Source organism: Pseudoxanthomonas sp. LjRoot125, from assembly GCF_964252705.1.
Classification (GTDB): Bacteria; Pseudomonadota; Gammaproteobacteria; order Xanthomonadales; family Xanthomonadaceae; genus Pseudoxanthomonas_A.
In genome coordinates, this window is record NZ_CAXUOY020000001.1 from 193,191 (window position 1) to 210,618 (window position 17,428).

A 17,428-nucleotide genomic window follows, 5' to 3' on the forward strand; every position below is an offset into this window, starting at 1 on the left:
CTTAGTTCAATTGGATCAATAACTTGTAGTTGGCACGGTTCCTGCGTTACCCATAACAAGATTCCCGCCGTTCCGAACCGAACCTGACTGAACCCTGAACCAAAGCACCGAAACGAAAGGTTTCGCTTGACCGTTCTGTCTAGGTGTACTACCTTACTACCACACCACCCAACAACATCACTACAGAGGCATGACAATGAACGCCAAGAACCTCCTCCCGCTGACCGCCGCCGTCGTCTTCGCGCTGTGCGCCGGCTCCATGGTCATCTCGGCCACCCACGCCGACAACAACCACAACGCCGCCCAGGCGAACACCATCGTCGACCTGCCGACCGTCACCGTGACGCCGGACGCCGCCGACCTGGCCCACTACAACACGTACAAGAACGCCAAGATCGTCGACCTGGCCGCCGTCACCGTGACGCCGGACGCGAGCGACCTGGCCTACTTCGTCGCCAGCCAGGCGGTGCGCGTGGTCGACATGCCGGTGGTCACCGTGCGTCCGTCGGCGGAAGACATGCAGCAGGTCGCTGCGCAGGCGGGTGTGCTGGCCAGCCAGCTGGCTTCGCGTTGATACGCAGGCAACACGTTCCAACCGCGTAACACGCAAGCCGGCTGCGGCCGGAGTTCCACCGCACCACCGCCCGCGAGGCCATGCAGCGCCGCGTAGAATGCGCGCCATGACCGACGCCCTGGACCTCGACGTCCTGCTGTACCAGCCGGAAATTCCCCCGAATACCGGCAACGCCATCCGCCTCTGTGCGAACACCGGCGCGCGACTGCACCTGATTGAGCCCCTCGGGTTCACGTTGGAAGACAAGCAGCTCAAGCGCGCCGGTCTGGATTACCACGAATACGCCACGCTGCAGGTCCATGCGTCGCTCGACGCGGCCCTGCAGCGCATCCGTCCTGCGCGCCTGTTCGCCCTCAGCACGCGCAGCACCACGCGCTACGACCAGGTCGAGTACCGACCGGGCGATGCCTTCCTGTTCGGCCCGGAAACGCGCGGCTTGCCGCAGGACGTACTGGACGGCCTGCCGGCAGAACACCGATTGCGATTGCCCATGCGACCGGACAACCGCAGCCTCAATCTTTCCAACACCGTCGCCGTGATGGTGTTCGAGGCCTGGCGCCAGGCGGGGTTCCCCGGCGGCGCGTGATTGCGCGTAGGCTGGTGCGATGGCCTCCCCGGCACGCCCGCCTTCCGCTTCGCAGTTCGATGTCGTACGGCTGCTCGACACCGCGACCGTCTCGGTGCGCGATGTCTGCTGCCGAGGCGAATGCCCGCATCGCAGCGACGAGGAATGCATCGGCGCCACGCATCTGGTGTTCCCCTATCGCGGCACCTACCTGCGCCACGTCGGCCAGACCCAGGCCGTCGCCGACGCCAACCATGTGCTGCTCTTCAACGCCGGGGAGGGCTACCAGGTCAGCCATCCGGTGGAAGGCGGCGACGCCAACTTCGTCCTCCAACTGGCCGACGCCTTGCTCGACGAGCTCGCGCCGGCACCGTTGCGGCGCAAGGGCGCGGAGGTCGCCTTTCGCCACCAGGCCCTTCGCATCGATGCTCGCACGCAGGCGCTGGTCGCGCTGCTCAGCCATGCCTTGCGACGCGGCACCTGCGAACCGCTCGAGGCCGAAGGCCTGGCGCTGACGCTGGCCTCGCGCAGCCTCGGCGCGCGCACCGCACATGTGCCCGGCGCAACGCGCGGACGGCAGCGGCTGGTCGACCGGGCCAAGCTGCTGCTTGCCAGCGATCCCGGGCGACGCTGGACGCTGGCCGAGATCGCGGATGAGATCGGTGGTTCGCCGGTCTACCTCACCCAGGTGTTCCGCCAGGTCGAAGGTCTCCCGCTGTACCGCTACCAGCTGCAGTTGCGGCTGGCGCGCGCGCTGGACCTGCTCGCCACGGCCGAGGATGTCTCCACGGTGGCGCACGACCTCGGCTTCTCCAGCCACAGCCATTTCGCATCCGCGTTCCGCCAGGCCTACGGCCGCTCGCCGAGCACCTTTCGCGCGTCGTGAGTGCGCGGGAAACCGCTAAAGATTCCGACAGCGCCGCGCCGACCCGCATGGTCTCCTGTGGCTGCCCAAACCCGGGCAGCCTTCTGGAGCGTGTCATGTCCGAACAAACCTGCGCCGCCTGCGATTACCCGCTGGACGGCAATGCGATCAAGGTGACCCTTGGCGGTCGCACGGTGGAAGTGTGTTGCGAGGAATGCGCGGAGAAACTGCGCGAAGCGAACGGCGCGGCGGCCTGAGCCGCGACACAGCCCTCAGCCGAAACGCGCCAGCGCGTACGGCGCGAGCGGAATCTCCGTTGCTTCACCCGACATCAACCGATCGAGCAGGCGACCGGTCACCGGCCCCTGGGTCAGGCCCAGGTGGCCGTGGCCGGTGGCGACGAAGATCTCTTCGCCCGGCACGCGGTCGATGATCGGCAGCGAGTCCGGTGTGCAGGGCCGGTTGCCGGCCCATTCGGACACCGGCTCGCCGGCGATGCCGGGGAACAGCTTGCGTGCTTCCGGATCGAGCCGGCGGATCAGGTGGTAGTGCGGATCGCGGCCGAGCGCGGTCAGTTCCTTGATGCTGGTCATGCGGATGCCCGCCTGCATCGGCGACACCACCATGTAGCGCTCGGCCCACAGCGTGGGGCGACGCACGACGGCCTCGGCCTGCGGATACATCAGGTGGTACCCACGCGCCGGGATCACCGGGATCTTCAGGCCGAACGGCTGCAGCAACGCATTGCTCCACGCACCCGCGGCCACCACGACGCGACCCGCCTGCACCGGACCATGGTCGGTATCGAGGTGGTAACTACCGTCACGGCGCGCGATCGCCGATACGCTGGCCGTCAGCGGCACGGCACCGCGTGCGCTCAGGTGGTTGAACAACCGTCGGCAGAAATCGCCCGGATCGCGCATCGCCAGCGACTCGCGCTGGAATACCGCGCGCTGGAACCCTTCGCCGATGCCAGGCTCCAGTTCGCGCAGTTGCGCCGCATCCAGCACGTCGAAGGCGACCCCGCGGTCGCGCATCAGCCCTCGCTCCCACTCGCCCTTCTCGAAGGTCTCCACGGCGCTGTACACATGCAGGTAGCCGGTGTGCGCGATCAGGTCCTGCGCCTGGATGCGCTCGCCCAGCTCTAGCCATGCGCTGCGCGAGGCGCGATTGATCGCGCTCAGCGCGTCGATGATCGGCAGCACGTGCTGCAAGCGTCCCTGCGCCAGGAACTGCAACAGCCAGCGCGCGTACGACGGGCTCACGCCCCAGTCCAGTTTCAGCGGCGCCAGCGGGTTGGCCAGCATGCGCAGCGCCTTGACGACGATGCCCGGCGTCGACTGCGGCATCACGTTGCCGACCGAGATCGACCCCGCGTTACCGAACGACGTCTCGCCCGCCGGCCCCTTCGGATCGATCAGCATGCAGGACAGGCCGCGGTCGAGCAGGTGGTGCGCCGTCGACAGGCCGACGATGCCACTGCCGATCACCGCGACATCGGTGGTGCGCGGCGGCCGGGAGGAAGAGGAGGAAGTCATCGGATCGGAACGTCGTACGCGGTCTGGGGGGAAGGTTCGGGACGGAAGGTGAAGTGCCACCATTCCATCGGGTAATTATGGAACCCGTGGCGCGCCATGGCATCCACGAGGTGCGCACGATTGGCTTTCTGCGCAGGCGACAGATCGGCGTGCGCGGTATTCGCACGGGCATCGAAGAAGTCGAACGGCGTGCCCATGTCGAGATCGACGCAAGCGCCGCGTTCGCAGCGGGTCAGCGTGAGGTCCAGCGTGGCGCCGCGGCTGTGCCCGGAGGTTTCCGCGATGTAGCCGTCGAGCAGCTTCGCTTTCTCGACGTTCGGATAGAACGCGGACTTGGTGCGCTGGTCGGTGGTATCGCTTGCCCAGGCAACGAAATGCTTCACCGACCGCACCGGCCGGTAGCAATCGAAGAGCTTCAGCGACAAGCCCTCGCGCTGTACGTCGGCCTGCACCTTCGCCAGCGCCTGTGCGACCGGCGCCAGCAACAGGCAGGTGTTGGCTTCGTAACCCGGCACGCGCGCACCAGTGAAATTGGCGGCGCCGGCATAGCGCATGTCGAGCTGGATGCCCTTGGCGAGCGATGCCACATCCACCAGCCCTGCCGCGGCTGCGTCGGTGGCGCTCGATACCTCGACCTTCACGGCGGGCGCAGCGTCGCATGCGGTCACCCGGGTGAACTCGAGGTCCTGGTAGTCGTAGCTGAAGTCCGCGTCCGGATCGACATGCGACAGCGTCAACCGGTTCGTGCCGCCCGCCGCGTCGAAATGCAGCCAGGGCTCGGCATCGACGCTGTCGTCGTCCCAGTCCACCAGCCAGCGAGTGCCCACCTGCATCACCGTGCCGGTCAGCATCGGTGAGCGCTCGGCACTGAAACGGACGCGATCTCCCTGCGCGCACATTGAGACATCGCCGAACCAGGCATCGCGATAGCGTCCGGCCCAGGTCGCCAGCGCACCGACCGGCGCCGGCGCGCGATGACGGGTGTCGGGCTTCGGCTTGGCCGCGCGTTCGCCCGCGCGCTCCTCGTCCAGCAACGCGGCATAGTGCGCCACGCTGTGCTTCTGATCCGGCAGGGTGATCTGCTTGGTCAGGACTTCGCCCAACGCGGTGCGGGCCGCTTCGCCTTCGCCGTTGATCAGGATCACGATGCCCGTGCGCTGATCAGGCAGCAGGATCACCGAGGAGTACATGCCCGCCAGCGTGCCGGTATGCGCCACCTTCCATGCGCCATCCACGTCCGACAGCCGCCAACCGTAGCCATAAGCGGATACGTGGCTGTTGTCCCAGGCGCGCATCCGCGCACTCACCGGCATCGGCATGTGCGCGGTCCACACGGCCTTGCGCTGCGCCGGCGAAAGCCAGGCCGGCGTGGCGTCCGGCGACAACCACATGCCGACCCAGGTCAGCATGTCGTTGAGGCTGCAACGAATGCCGCCCGCGGCCATCGAGGTGATGTCCGGTACCACCTCGCCGTCTTCGCGGATCACGCGATTGCCGGCTTCGGTGCGCATGTGCGGCTGGGCCACGTTGCCGACCTGCACGCGGTTCCATTCGCCCACCTGGCAGCGGCGCATGCCCAACGGGGCGAACAGCTCGCGCCTCACCAACGTTTCGTAGGGCGCGCCCCCCGCCGCCGCGGCCACTTCGCCGGCCACCACGTACAGCAGGTTGTCGTAAGCGTAGTTGGCGCGAAAGCTGTGCGTCGGCTTCAGGTGCTGCAAGCCGGCGATGATGTCGGCACGGGTGAAGCGGTTGGGCTCGGGCCACAGCATCAGGTCGCCCGCACCGAGGCCAAGGCCGCTGTTGTGGATCAACAGGTCGCGCACCTGCATCTGCTGCGTGACCCAGGGATCGTGCATGCGGAACTGCGGCAGGTGCTTCGTGACGGGGTCGTCCCAGTTGAGCTTGCCGGCATCGACCAGGCGCGCGAGTACGCCCGCCGTCATCGCCTTGCTGTTGGACGCGATCTTGAACAGCGTATCGGCATCCACCTCGTCGCCACTGCCCGCGACGCGTTCGCCCGCCGTCCGCAGGTAGACCACCTGTCCGTCGCGCACCACGCCGACCGCAAGGCCGGGCAGTTTGTAGCGCTCGAAGGTGGCATCGAAGGCCGCGTCGCGCTCGGCGCGCAACGAGCCGGGTTCCGTGGCATCGACCGTCGCGGCGACGGCGAGCATCGCGCATGCCAGCAGGAAGCGCCAACGCCGACGGGCGCGCGCCTTGGGGGTGGATTCAAACCATCGCACGCGCATTCCTTCCTGGCTCTGGCCAACGGGGCTTGCGATGCCCCACGACACGCACGGGCGGCATCGCCGCCCGTGCCATGACATCTTCACCCGCTCAGCGGAACTTGTATTCCATCAGCAGGCTGTAGGCGCGACCCCGCGGGTCGGCGATGCGGGGTTCCCACGCGGCGCCGGCGGCGAAGTCGTTCTGGTGGGCGGTGAACGGCGGATCTTCGTCGAACAGGTTCTTGACGCCGAACGTCAGCTTCATCCGCTCGATGCCGGAGTACACCAGGCTGTAGTTGTAGGTGGTGTAGTTGGAAACGCGCGGATTCCAGTTCTCCGGGATGTACGTATTGTTGCGCACGCTCACCGGCAGTTCGTCGTTGTAACCGTCGCGGTAGATCTGGCTGATGTTGTGCGACCAGTCGCCCTTCTGCCAGGTGAAGGTCAGCGTGTGCTTCCACTTGATCGGAAGGTTGTAGTAGCGGACGTAGTCGCCCACCAGGTTGTCGGTGTACGGCAGCGTTTCCAGGGCCTTCGTCTTGAAGGTGTTGATGTAGCTGCCATTGAGGTTCAGGCGGAATGTGCCGCCGGCCAGATCACCCATGACGTTGCCGTCGATTTCGATGCCGCGCATCAGGCTGCCGCCCGAATTGATGTAGCGGCGATCGATCGCTACCACTTCGCCGCTGGCGTCGCGGATCCAGTTGGCGGCGAACACGTCGTAGTACTGGATCAGGATCTCGCGCGGCGCGGACCGGATGGTGTCCTCGCGCTCGATCTCCCACCAGTCGACGCTGACGTTCAGCCAGTCGACCGGCGCCAGCACCACGCCGAAACTCTTCTGCGTGGATTCTTCCGGCTTCAGGTCTTCCTTGCCGCCGAACAGCTCGACCGGGCGGATCGATTCGCACCCGGCGACCGCCGGGTTGGCGATGCCGCTCGGACAGGTCGCCGGGTCGGCCAGGTCCAGGCCGGTGTACTGCGTCTCGGTCACGCCATTGAACAGCTGGTTGAACGAGGGCACCTTGAAGCCGGTGCTGTAGGCGCCGCGGAGCGCCACGCCCTCGAACGGCGCGAACTTGAACGAGACCTTCGGATTGGTTGTGCTTCCGAAGCCGTCGTACTCGTCGTAACGGCCCGCGACGGTGATGTCGAGGTTGTCCAGCAGCGGCAGGTAGACCTCCGCGTAGACCGCCTTGATGTCACGACTGACGTTGTCGAGGATGTTCGAATCGTCGAACGGCGCGTTGAAGACCGGGCGCCTGTCCACGCGCGAATCGCCGTCGAACTTGAATTCTTCGCGACGCAGGTCGATGCCCGTGGCCGCCAGCACTTCGCCGCCCGGCAGCGAGAAACCCAGGCTGCCCGAGAACGTCGCGTCCAAGGTGGTGAGGATCGATTCGCCGCCGTACAGCATGACGCCGGCAGCCGAGGCCTCGTTGAGCGCGGACATGGCCGCCGCACTCTGCTCCTGGCCAGGCATGAGGAACGGATTCAGCAGGCCGCTGCCCAGGATCGTGCGCAGCTGATCGGTGTAATGGAAGCCGCTGCCCAGCGTGGATTCGGACTTGCTGGAGGCGCGCGACAGGCCGACGTTGTAGTCCCACTTGCTGCCCAGTGAACCTTCGAACGCAGCGAGGAAGCGGTACGACTTGGTGGTCGTCTCGATCTGGCGCGGACCGCAGGCGATACAGCGCCAGCGGTAGGCGATCGGCGCACCGTAGTTGAGATTGCCCGCGCCGAAATAGGCCGCCAGCGAGTTGTAGATCATGTCGTACGTGGCCTGCGTGGTCGCATTGAGCGGATACCACGTGCTCGGTCCCAGCGCCGTCGTGGCCGTCGAGGTGCTGGAGGAGATCTGGTTGGGTTCGAACGTCTTCTCGACGTCGACCTGCGATCCGACCAGCTCCACATAGGCCTGGTGGTTGTCGCTGATCTTGAAGGTGGCGCGGCCGATGAAGTCGACGCTCTCTTGCGGCTGCTGGATGATCGCGGCGGCCGGGTAATCCCAGGCGCAGGCGTAGCGCGAAGCCGCACTGCTCCACAGGCGATGATCGTACGGGCCCATCATGTCGCCGCCGCTTGCGCAGCCCGCGGCGCCCGGCAGGTCGAGGGTGTTGATCGCGGTCAGGCGCAGGGTGGAGCCGGGGCCATCCGCCGGGTCCAGCTGGCCGTTGCGCAGCAAGCTGCTGGCGCCCACGCCGGTCGTGCCCAGGCTGAAGACGGTCGCGAACGGCGTGCCGCGCGTATCCGGCGACAGGCCGCGGTCGGCCTGGAAGGTATTGGAGTAGTCGCGGTCGGTGCCGCGCAGGATCTCGTTCTTCTTGTAGGTGACCGTCCCGAAGACGTTCCAGCGGTCGTTGTCGAGATCGCCCCAGCCGCCGAGCAGGTTGGCGCGGAAGATGTTGCCGCCGCCATCCTCGGTCACGTCGACGAAGGTCGACGCTTCGAGACCGGTGTAATCGCTCTTGGTGATGAAGTTGATCACGCCGCCGATGGCGTCGGTGCCGTACACGGCCGAGGCGCCGTCGCGCAGCACTTCCACGCGGTCCAGCGCGGCGAAGGGGATGGAATTCAGGTCGACCGCGCGGCCCTTGAGGCCGTGCGTCGCGACGCGGCGACCGTTCAGCAGCACCAGCGTCGCGTCGGCGCCCTGGCCGCGCAGGTTCGCGCCGGACACACCGTTGTTGCCGCGCTGCTCCTCGCTGACGATGCCGCCGTTGCTGGCGAGGTTGTCCGAGCCGTTGCCCGCGATGTTGAGGAACATCAGCAGCTGTTCGGCGGAGGAGATGCCGAGCTCGTCGATACGCTCCTTCTGCAGCACCGTCACCGGCAACTGCGCTTCCACTTCAGTCCGCTTGATGCGCGAACCTGTCACCGTGACGGTATCCAGCGTGCGCGCGCTGCTTCCACTGGCGGGCGCCGATTCCTGCGCGAGGCTGACGCCCGGAATGGCCAAGCCGAGCACGATGGCGGCGGCGAGATGGCTCGGCTTGAGCGAGACGGAACGAGCGGGCATGCGGAATCTCCTGGATGAAAGAACGCGCCGATACGATGGGCTGCGTTGCGCGGCGCATGTCGCTGATCGGGAATTCCCCATGGCGGGGCTGCCTGTCCGGCCTGACCTCACCGCCGCGTCGCCTGTCCCCGGCGGCTGGATTTCCCCATCCGTGCCAACTGGCGCGCCCCGTTTCCGGCGTGCGCAACGCAGACCACTGCTGACCTCTGGTTGTTACGCCGGCACCCCGCCGGATACTGCATCGCCGGATGGAGCATCCCGGCGCAAACCCCTGTACATCCGTGTAGCACGCGGTGTGCGACGAGTCAATAAATTATTCCTTGTGTTAGAAGAAACCGACTTGAATATTCGCATTCAAGGCGTTGTCGCGGGGGGATTTTCCGTTGGGGTCATGCGCGTGAGCGCATGCAGGATGCGAAGGTCTTCCGCATCCAACTCCGTGCCTTCGATGCCACGGAACCGATGGTGGAACGCGCGTACGGTGTCGCCGCGGTTGTCGATGGCGTAACCGATCGCCCGTAGCGCCAGCCAGGGATCGAAACCCGGCGGCGGTTCACCGGCCTCCGGGGCGGGCCACAGACCGAAGCCGGCGTCGTGCAGGCGCTTCCAGGGAAACAACGGGCCCGGATCGATCTTCCGCATCGGCGCGAGGTCGGAGTGGCCGATGATCTGCGCGGGCGGGATGCGCAGCCGCGTGGTGAGGTCGCGCAGCAGCACGATCAGGCTGTCGATCTGCGCATCCGGATACGGGCTCTTGCCGTTGTTGTCGATCTCGATGCCGATGGACGCGTTGTTGACGTCGGTGATCGCGCCCCAACTGCCCGCGCCCGCATGCCAGGCCCGCTTCGCGTCGCTGACCAGCTGGTAGATCTTCCCGTCCTTGCCGACGAGATAGTGCGAACTGACGCGACCGCCGCTGTTGCGGCTGCGCAACGTATCGAGGGATTGCTCGACCGAATCCTGCTCGGTGTAGTGCAGCACGATGACGACTGGGCGCCGTTCGTCGAAGTTCTCCGACGGCACCCAGGCGGCGAGCGGATTGCGCGGGCCGGTGTGCGCGCACGCGCCGAGCAGCAGGACCAGGGCCGCGAGGGCGAGAGATCGGGATGCGAACGGTACGTGCTTCGTCATGCGGGACACCTCGGATTGCGCGCGGGGATAGCAATAGCACGGATCGCATCGTGGGGCGGCCATCCCACCGACAAAGAAAGGCCTGCCGCGAACGGCAGGCCACGGGAGAGACACATATCCGACCGCATGCACTGTGCGGTCAGAAGTTCCACGTCACCACGAGTTGCGTGTAGCGGGGCGACTGCCAGCGGGTACCCGTGCCGAAGGTGGTGCGGTACACGCCGGGTTGCTTCTCGTAACGGCCGCGGACGTTGATCACTTCCTGGTCGTTGAGCAGGTTGTAGACCGAGAGCCGCGCCTTCAGGTCGATGCCCTCCACCGGCAGCGTCCACGTCAGGTTGGCGCCCAGGTTGTAGGTCCACGGCATGCGGCCGAAGGCACCACGCTCGGAGTATTCGTACACACGCTGGTCATAGGCGCCGCTGCAGTTCTGCACGCAGATCCAGCCGGTGCCGCCGCCACTGCCTTCGCTGGTGTAGCTCGCGACTGCCAGGTTCTCGTCGGGCCAGGTCACGCCGAAGGCCGTGATCGGACCGCCCGACAGCGCGGTGAACGTGCCGCCGACCGACCACATCTCGTTGAACCTGTAGCTGGCGCGCAGCTTGATCTGGTGTTCGTGGTCGTTGAACAGCACGCCGTAGCGTTCGTTGTTGGCCGGGTGATCCCAGTGCTGGACCATGCCGGTGTCGCCGTAGTTGGTGTCGGAGTTCACCGGACCTTCGTGGTTGCCTTCCGACTTCGACCACAGGTAGGAGGCATTGAAGGCCCACTTGTCGTCCCATGCGCGATCGATCTGGAATTCGACGGCCTTGTAGGTCCGCTTCGGCTTGGAGTAGCCGATGATCCGGTTGCTGCCGGTCGTGATGTAGCCCTCCTGCGACGTGTCGATCGTGACCCAGCCATCCTGGGCGCAGCCCATGGCGGTGGTGCCCCACAGGGTGAGCTGGTCGCCCGGGTTGGCGATCGGCCAGATGTTGGCGTGGCGCACGCCGCACAGCGCGTTGATGCGGATGTCGTCCAGCGCGTTCGTCATCCGGCGGTAGGTTGCGTTGACGCCCCACGACCAGGCCTGGTTGATCATGGTCTGGAAGCCGAGGATCGCTTCATCCTGGTAGACCGCGTCGATGTCGCGGTCCACGCTCTGGCGCAGGTCGCCGACGGTGACATTGAACTGGTCGTCCACCGGACCGATCTGCGCGCCCAGCACCGGCTGCATGTAGCTCGTGCCGGTGATGGGATTGGTCTGCGGGCTCCAGCCGTTCAGCACGTAGTACGTGCGCTCGTCGATCAGGCCGCCCGCGAACGTGTAGTTGATGTTGTTGGTGACCGGCAGGTAGTAACGGCCCAGGTTGCCGAACAGCTTGGTGCTGCCATCGCCCTTCATGTCCCAAGAGAAACCGAAGCGTGGCGACACGAGGTCGTCGATCTTGATGAAGCTGCCGCCCGCCGCGGTCTTGTTGTTGAACGCGTCGACGCGCAGCCCCAGGTTCAACAACAGGTTCGGCGTGACGCTCCAGTTGTCCTCGATGTACCACGCGTTGGCGGTGGTGTCGAAGACGCCGCCGTCGACGCGCTTGCGCCCCATCACGACGGCATTGACGCCCGCCGGCACGGTGGCGCCGTTGTCCAGCGCCGCACCCGGGGTCATCGAATAGACCGTGTAGGTCATCTGCGCCGGACCCGGGTAGAACGAAGATCGGTCGGTCGTCATGACCTCGCGGTCCAGGCCGAAGCGCAGCAGGTGGTCGCCGAGCGCCCATTCGAAATCGAGGCGGCCGACTTCGCGCTTGTCCTCGTGGTTGATGACCGTGCCGCCGGGATGGCAGCTGACCGGGGGCCGGCCCATGCCGGCGTAAACGGTGTTGTAGCTGGAGTTGATGACCACCTGCGAGCACAGCGCATCGGCGGGCGAGCGACCGAAACTGCTGCTGTTGTTTTCGCCGTACATCGCCTTGACGGTGAAGTCGTCGCCGAACCGGCCGGTGTAGGTCAGCGAACCGCTCTTGCCGCCGCTCTCCGTCGTGCTCACACCGCTCATGCCGCCGCGCGCCGCTGCGTCCCAGTCGTACGCGTAGGTGGTGCTGTCGGTGTCGCCCTCGTCGGAGAACGCAAGCAGTTCGAGGCGGTGGTTGTCGTTGATGTTCCAGTCCAGCTTCGTGCCCCAGAACCCGTTGCCCGAGTCGCCGGTCGTCCAGGTGTTGCCATTGGCGTTGGTGTAGCCGGCACGGTTGTCGCGCTGCTCGAACATCGCGAACAGGAACAGCTTGTCTTTCACCACCGGCCCGGACGCCCAGACATTGGCCTTGCTGAACGTGCGCGTGTCGTGGCTGGCGCGGTAGTACACCGGCACGGGATTGCCGTTGGCGTCGGTGTCGGAGAACTGGTGGTCGTCGGCCGAGGCACGCCAGGCCTCCGGCTCGAAGGTCACTTCGACGCCGCCCTGGAATTCGTTGCTGCCCGAGCGCGTCACCGCGTTGATCACGCCGCCGGTGCTGCGGCCGAACTCGACGGAATAGCCGCCGGTCTTGACCTGGAACTCCTGGAAGAACGCGAACGGCGCGGTGGAGAAGCTCTGCCGGCGGTAGAAGTCGGTGACATTCAGGCCGTTGATGAATACGGAATTCTCGGCCACGGACGAGCCGCCGAAGGAGATGCCACCGAAGCTGGAGTTGCCGCCGACCACGCCAGGCGCGAGCAATGCGACGGAACTGAGATCTTGCGCAACCGGCAGACGGGCCAGCTCTTCGCGATTGATCGTGGTCGCCGACTCGGTCGAGCGCACGTCGACACGATTGATCACGCGCGAGCCCACCACCTGCACGGCATTGAGGTTCACCACGCCGCCATCGCTGCCCAGATTGACGGTGGTGGTGCCGCCCAATCCCACGTTGACCGACACGGCTTGGCCCACGTCCTGGCCCGCACGCTTGACCTGCAACTGGTAGTCGCCCACCGGTAGCTGGCTGAGGCGATAACCGCCGTCGCCGCCGACCGTGACCGAGCGCTGCGCGCCCGTCGCGGTGTTGGTGATCATGATCTGGTCGCCCGCGTTCGCGCGGCCCGCGACCGCACCGGTCGCGCTCTGCGCCATCGCCAGCGGCGCCATCGATGCCAGGCAGGCACCGAGCGCCATGCCCAGTGCCGCCTTCTTGAATACCTTGCCTCTCATCCCCGCTCTCTCCTGCTAAAGATGTTGGTTGAATCGTGTGGTGGTGAAATCAGCCGCGCCCGTCCCGGGGCAGCACGGTCCATTCGAACTGGTAATCCCATTGGTCGAAGTAGAGGTTCCCGCCCTTCCACTCCACTTCGCCGCGCTGCAGGTCCACCGTCTCGGACCGCACGTGTTGCTTGGCCGGGATGAACTCCCGCGCGTAGTCGTCGTTGAAGGCGACGCGATACGCATCCAGCCCGCCGAGGTAGAACCAGCGCAATCCCGGATCGTCCGAGGCGAGCTGGCCGGTGGTGACGTCCATCGGCACCCAGCCGTACGGCGCGAGGTACAGCGCGCCCCAGTCGTGCATGGTGTCGTGGCCCTCCACGTCTTCGGAATAGGCCCAACCGGACTGCCAGCGCGCGGGAATGCCGTTCATGCGCAGCAGCGCGATCAGCAGCAGCGTCTGCTGCCCGCAGTCGGCGTGGCCGGCGCGCAGCGCGTAGTCGCTGATGTTGGTGATCGTGGAGTACTCGCGCGCGCCGCCCCAGGGAATGCGGTCCACGGCGGCGAACAACTTCTGCGCGACGCGGTAGGGATTCCTTTCCTCGCCGACGATCTCCGCACTGAAACGGCGCAGGTCGTCGCTGAAGACCACGTGCGGCGCACGCTCGGCGACGAAGGGCGCGAGGTCCGGCGTGATCTCCGCCGGCACCACGCGGTCCGGATCGATCGCCACGCGGCGCGCGTGCACCGTGACTTCGTAGGTCAGCGAAAACGTCGTCGGCTGGCCCGCGATGGCGGGCTGTTCAAGATAGGCGGTGCGTTGCAGCGCGCGTTCGGGCGCGACTTGCGGCCGCGCCGGTTGGCTGCCGATCAGTGCGATGGCTTCCTGCTGCCCCGCGATCGCACGCGGGTAGGGAATCCAGGCGCGCACGGTCTCGCCCGCGGGCACGGCATCGGGCTTCACCGTGATGCGGTGGGTGATCCGCACACGACGAGGCAGCACGCTGTCGGTCGCTGTCGCCTTCGCGATCTGCAGCACGTCGCGATGGTGGCGGTGCAGGGTTTCGTAAGGCCCCTGCGCGAACGGCTTGACCGGCGGCGCGCGACGGGCAGCCGCCTCCGGGCTCGCGCGGAACAGGTTGGAGACGGACCGGCTGAAGTAGCGCGGCTCGCCATCGATATCCAGGCGCTCGATCAGGCCGGCGGCGTCCCAGCGCTGGAACTCGTCCTCGCGCAGGTCGGGCACCTGCGCGCGGATGCGCTCGCGCACGGTCGCGGCGTCGAGGGTGAAATCGAGGCGGATGCGGCGCATGCGCTCGCGCTGGAACCTCAGGGCCTCGGCTTCCGAGGCCTCCACGCTGCGTGCCGCAAGGGCCCGGGTGATCGCCGTGTCCGCTTCGAAGAACCGGCCCCGATCGATGTCGGCGACGATCGCCGCCAGCGGATCGCCGGCGGCGGCCAGGCCGGGCGCCAGGAGTACCATCGGCCACCCGCTCAGGCACAGCCACGCGGCCAGCCGGCGCTGCCGGCGCCTGCCGTGTACTGCAACCGAGTGCTGGCAAAAGCTGGCATCCACGTCGAACAATCCCCAGGCCGACAGGTCCCGATTTGTGTAACACGGCCTGAACATAGGGTCAATAATTTATTCTTGATTTTTATATTGGAAGAAATAAATATTCTTGCAGAACCGGCCCCGGGCATGGCGTGATGTACTGCCGGCAGGCCCTGGCTCAGAGGAAGGGGAGCGGATGAACCTAGCGATGCAGCACCGGTCCGTACCACGGCCGGCTTCCCGGACGCGCCGCCCCGCGGTCGTCGGCAGCGCGCTGTGCCTGGCGCTGACAGCCCTGCTGGCGGTCACGCAGCCGGCCCACGCGCGCGACGCCGCCCTCCCCTTGCCACGGCACGCGGTGATCGGGGTCGAGGACCAGCACCTGGATCCGGCGTACTGGATCGACAAGCTGGCCCGACCGCAGCACGCGCTCCTGGATACCGCCGGGGTCGCTGCGCAGAACCGCCAAATGGTGCAGGCCGACCGCCACGTCCACGACCTCGACGCCGTACCGGCCTCGCTCACGCGCGACCAGGTCCGCGAGTGGCTGGTGCCGCTGTCCGCCGCGCCCACCCGCACGCTGTACGACGTGCAGGGGCGCGAGGTGTCGAAGGCGCAGTTGGCCTCGTTCGCCGCCAATGCGGCCGTGGATGCGGTCGCCGCGCAAGCGCCGGCCCGCTACGGCCTGGTCGTGCACCGCGCCGACCTGCGCACGTTCCCGACCCGCGAACGCGTCTTCAGCAGCCGGGGCGACACGGACATCGACCGGTTCCAGGAAAGCGCGCTGTTCCCCGGTACGCCGGTCGTCATCGCGCATGCGAGCGCCGACGGCGACTGGTACTTCGTGGTGAGCCCGCTCTACGCCGCGTGGATCGAGAAGCGGTTCGTGGCCGAAGGCGCGCGCGACGTGGTCCTGGGCTACGGACGCGGCACGCCTTCGCTGGTGGTCACCGGGGCGACCGCGCGCACGGTCTACAACCCGGAGGAGCCAGGCCTGTCCGAACTGCAGCTGGACATGGGCGTTCGCGTGCCGGTGCTCAACGACTGGCCCGCCGATGCACCGGTGAACGGCCAGCATCCGTACACCTCGCACGTGGTGCAGTTGCCGGTGCGCCGCGCCGACGGTGCGCTCGCCCTGCTGCCCGCCCTGCTGCCGCGCACCGCCGACGTATCGACCGACTACCTGCCGCTGACGCACGCCAACCTGCTGCGCCAGGGCTTCAAGTTCCTCGGCGAACGCTACGGCTGGGGCCATAGCTACAACACGCGCGACTGCAGCGGCTTCGTCTCCGAGGTCTACCGCAGCATGGGCGTCACCCTGCCGCGCAACACCAGCGCGCAGGCGGTGAGCCCCGCGCTGGAACGCGTGGGCTTCGACGCCTCGGACAGCCACGAGAAGCGCCTGGCCGTGTTGCGCACGCTGCAGGTCGGGGACCTGGTGTACATCCCGGGCCACGTGATGATGGTGATCGGCCACGACAAGGGCACCACCTATACGATCCACGACACCACCGGCATCACCTACCGCGGCGCGGACGGCAAGCCCGTGCGCGCCCGCCTCAATTCCGTCGCCGTCACCCCGCTGGAGCCGCTGATGTTCAACAGCGAGCAACCCACCGTCGACCGCATCACCGCCATCCAGAGAATCCGTCCCCAAGGGGCTCCATGAAGATCACCGATATCCGGTTCGGCATGCTGCGCGTGCCGCTGAAGACGCCGTTCAAGACCGCGCTGCGCACCGTCGACACGGTGGAAGACATCGTGGTGCTGGTGCACACCGACACCGGCCACATCGGCTACGGCGAAGCGCCGGCCACCGCCGTCATCACCGGCGACACGCACGGCTCGATCATCGAGGCGATCGGCAAGTTCATCCGGCCGCGCCTGATCGGGCAGGACATCGCCAACCTCAATCGCATCACCGACCTGATCCAGACCGCGCTGGAGCGCAACACGAGTGCGAAGGCGGCGGTGGAAATCGCGGTATACGACCTGTGGGCGCAGCTGTACGACGCGCCGCTGTACAAGATGCTGGGCGGCGGCGACCCGGTGATCACCACCGACATCACCATCAGCGTGGACTACATCGACAAGATGGTCGCCGACTCGATCAGCGCGGTCGATCGCGGCTTCGAATCGCTGAAGATCAAGGTGGGCAAGGACATCGGCCTGGACATCGAACGCGTCAAGGCGATCTATTCGGCGGTGGAAGGCCGCGCGCTGCTGCGCCTGGATGCCAACCAGGGCTGGACCGCCAAGCAGGCGGTGTTCGCCATGCAGAACCTGGAAGACGCCGGCGTGGTGCTGGAGTTGCTGGAGCAGCCAGTGAAGGCGCGCGACCTGGACGGACTGAAGTACGTCACCGACCGCGTGCATACGCCGGTGATGGCCGACGAAAGCGTGTTCGGCCCCACCGAGGTGATCGACCTGATCAAGATGCGCGCGGCCGACATCATCAACATCAAGCTGATGAAGACCGGCGGCATCTCCAACGCCATCCGCATCGCCGACATCGCCTCGCTGTACGGCGTGGAGTGCATGATCGGCTGCATGATCGAGGCCGGCGTCAGCGTCGCCGCCGCGGTGCACGTGGCAGCGGCGAAGGCCAACGTGATCACCAAGATCGACCTGGATGGCCCATCGCTCGGCCAGTTCAATCCGGTGGAGGGCGGCGTGATCTTCAACGAGTCGGAAATCACGATCACCGACGCGCCCGGCCTCGGCATCCGCGAGATCCGCGGCCTCGAGCTGCTGCCGGGCTGAGGCCGGTCGCCGGCTGCCGTTGTCAGGCCCACC

At 66.7% G+C, this 17,428-nt stretch carries 12 protein-coding genes; 6 read left to right on the plus strand and 6 right to left on the minus strand.

Annotation, left to right across the window (positions count from 1 at the left end):
* Positions 1-196 precede the first annotated feature (196 nt).
* The 4 genes from ACSION_RS00885 to ACSION_RS00900 all read left to right on the plus strand — a co-directional run bounded on the left by ACSION_RS00885 (position 197) and on the right by ACSION_RS00900 (position 2,261).
* Positions 197-574: a hypothetical protein gene (locus tag ACSION_RS00885; protein WP_093488796.1), complete on the plus strand. Its 378-nt coding sequence runs from the start codon at positions 197-199 to the stop codon at positions 572-574.
* 106 nt (positions 575-680) lie between these two features.
* Positions 681-1,160 carry a tRNA (uridine(34)/cytosine(34)/5-carboxymethylaminomethyluridine(34)-2'-O)-methyltransferase TrmL gene (gene trmL / locus ACSION_RS00890; RefSeq protein ID WP_435304440.1) on the plus strand — a complete coding sequence of 160 codons (480 nt, stop codon included), beginning with the start codon at positions 681-683 and terminating at the stop codon, positions 1,158-1,160.
* A 19-nt stretch (positions 1,161-1,179) separates the two neighbouring features.
* Complete coding sequence (locus ACSION_RS00895) at positions 1,180-2,025, plus strand: helix-turn-helix transcriptional regulator (RefSeq protein ID WP_435304441.1); 846 nt, start codon at positions 1,180-1,182, stop codon at positions 2,023-2,025.
* Between the two features lie 95 nt (positions 2,026-2,120).
* Positions 2,121-2,261, plus strand: coding sequence for a hypothetical protein (locus tag ACSION_RS00900; RefSeq protein WP_435304442.1), 141 nt, complete (start codon positions 2,121-2,123; stop codon positions 2,259-2,261).
* A 15-nt stretch (positions 2,262-2,276) separates the two neighbouring features.
* Here ACSION_RS00900 and ACSION_RS00905 read toward each other — a convergent pair whose 3' ends face one another.
* The 6 genes from ACSION_RS00905 to ACSION_RS00930 all read right to left on the minus strand — a co-directional run bounded on the left by ACSION_RS00905 (position 2,277) and on the right by ACSION_RS00930 (position 14,563).
* A complete protein-coding gene (locus tag ACSION_RS00905; protein WP_435304443.1) occupies positions 2,277-3,542 on the minus strand; it encodes an NAD(P)/FAD-dependent oxidoreductase in 1,266 nt (421 codons plus the stop codon).
* Positions 3,539-5,719: a serine hydrolase gene (locus ACSION_RS00910; protein ID WP_435306634.1), complete on the minus strand. Its 2,181-nt coding sequence runs from the start codon at positions 5,717-5,719 to the stop codon at positions 3,539-3,541. The genes ACSION_RS00905 and ACSION_RS00910 overlap by 4 nt, the downstream gene beginning before the upstream one ends.
* Positions 5,720-5,882: 163 nt before the next feature.
* On the minus strand, positions 5,883-8,792 hold the full coding sequence (locus ACSION_RS00915; RefSeq protein WP_435304444.1) for a TonB-dependent receptor domain-containing protein: 2,910 nt from the start codon (positions 8,790-8,792) through the stop codon (positions 5,883-5,885).
* Between the two features lie 354 nt (positions 8,793-9,146).
* Positions 9,147-9,923, minus strand: coding sequence for an N-acetylmuramoyl-L-alanine amidase (locus tag ACSION_RS00920; RefSeq protein ID WP_435304445.1), 777 nt, complete (start codon positions 9,921-9,923; stop codon positions 9,147-9,149).
* A gap of 139 nt (positions 9,924-10,062) precedes the next feature.
* Positions 10,063-13,092: a TonB-dependent receptor gene (locus ACSION_RS00925; RefSeq protein WP_435304446.1), complete on the minus strand. Its 3,030-nt coding sequence runs from the start codon at positions 13,090-13,092 to the stop codon at positions 10,063-10,065.
* A gap of 49 nt (positions 13,093-13,141) precedes the next feature.
* Entirely contained in the window at positions 13,142-14,563 is a 1,422-nt protein-coding gene (locus tag ACSION_RS00930) for a transglutaminase-like domain-containing protein (protein WP_435304447.1), read from the minus strand.
* Positions 14,564-14,840: 277 nt separating this feature from the next.
* Here ACSION_RS00930 and ACSION_RS00935 point away from each other — a divergent pair, with 277 nt between their 5' ends.
* Positions 14,841-16,301: an SH3 domain-containing protein gene (locus tag ACSION_RS00935; RefSeq protein ID WP_435304448.1), complete on the plus strand. Its 1,461-nt coding sequence runs from the start codon at positions 14,841-14,843 to the stop codon at positions 16,299-16,301.
* On the plus strand, positions 16,298-17,395 hold the full coding sequence (locus ACSION_RS00940; protein WP_435304449.1) for a dipeptide epimerase: 1,098 nt from the start codon (positions 16,298-16,300) through the stop codon (positions 17,393-17,395). The genes ACSION_RS00935 and ACSION_RS00940 overlap by 4 nt, the downstream gene beginning before the upstream one ends.
* Positions 17,396-17,428 lie beyond the last annotated feature (33 nt).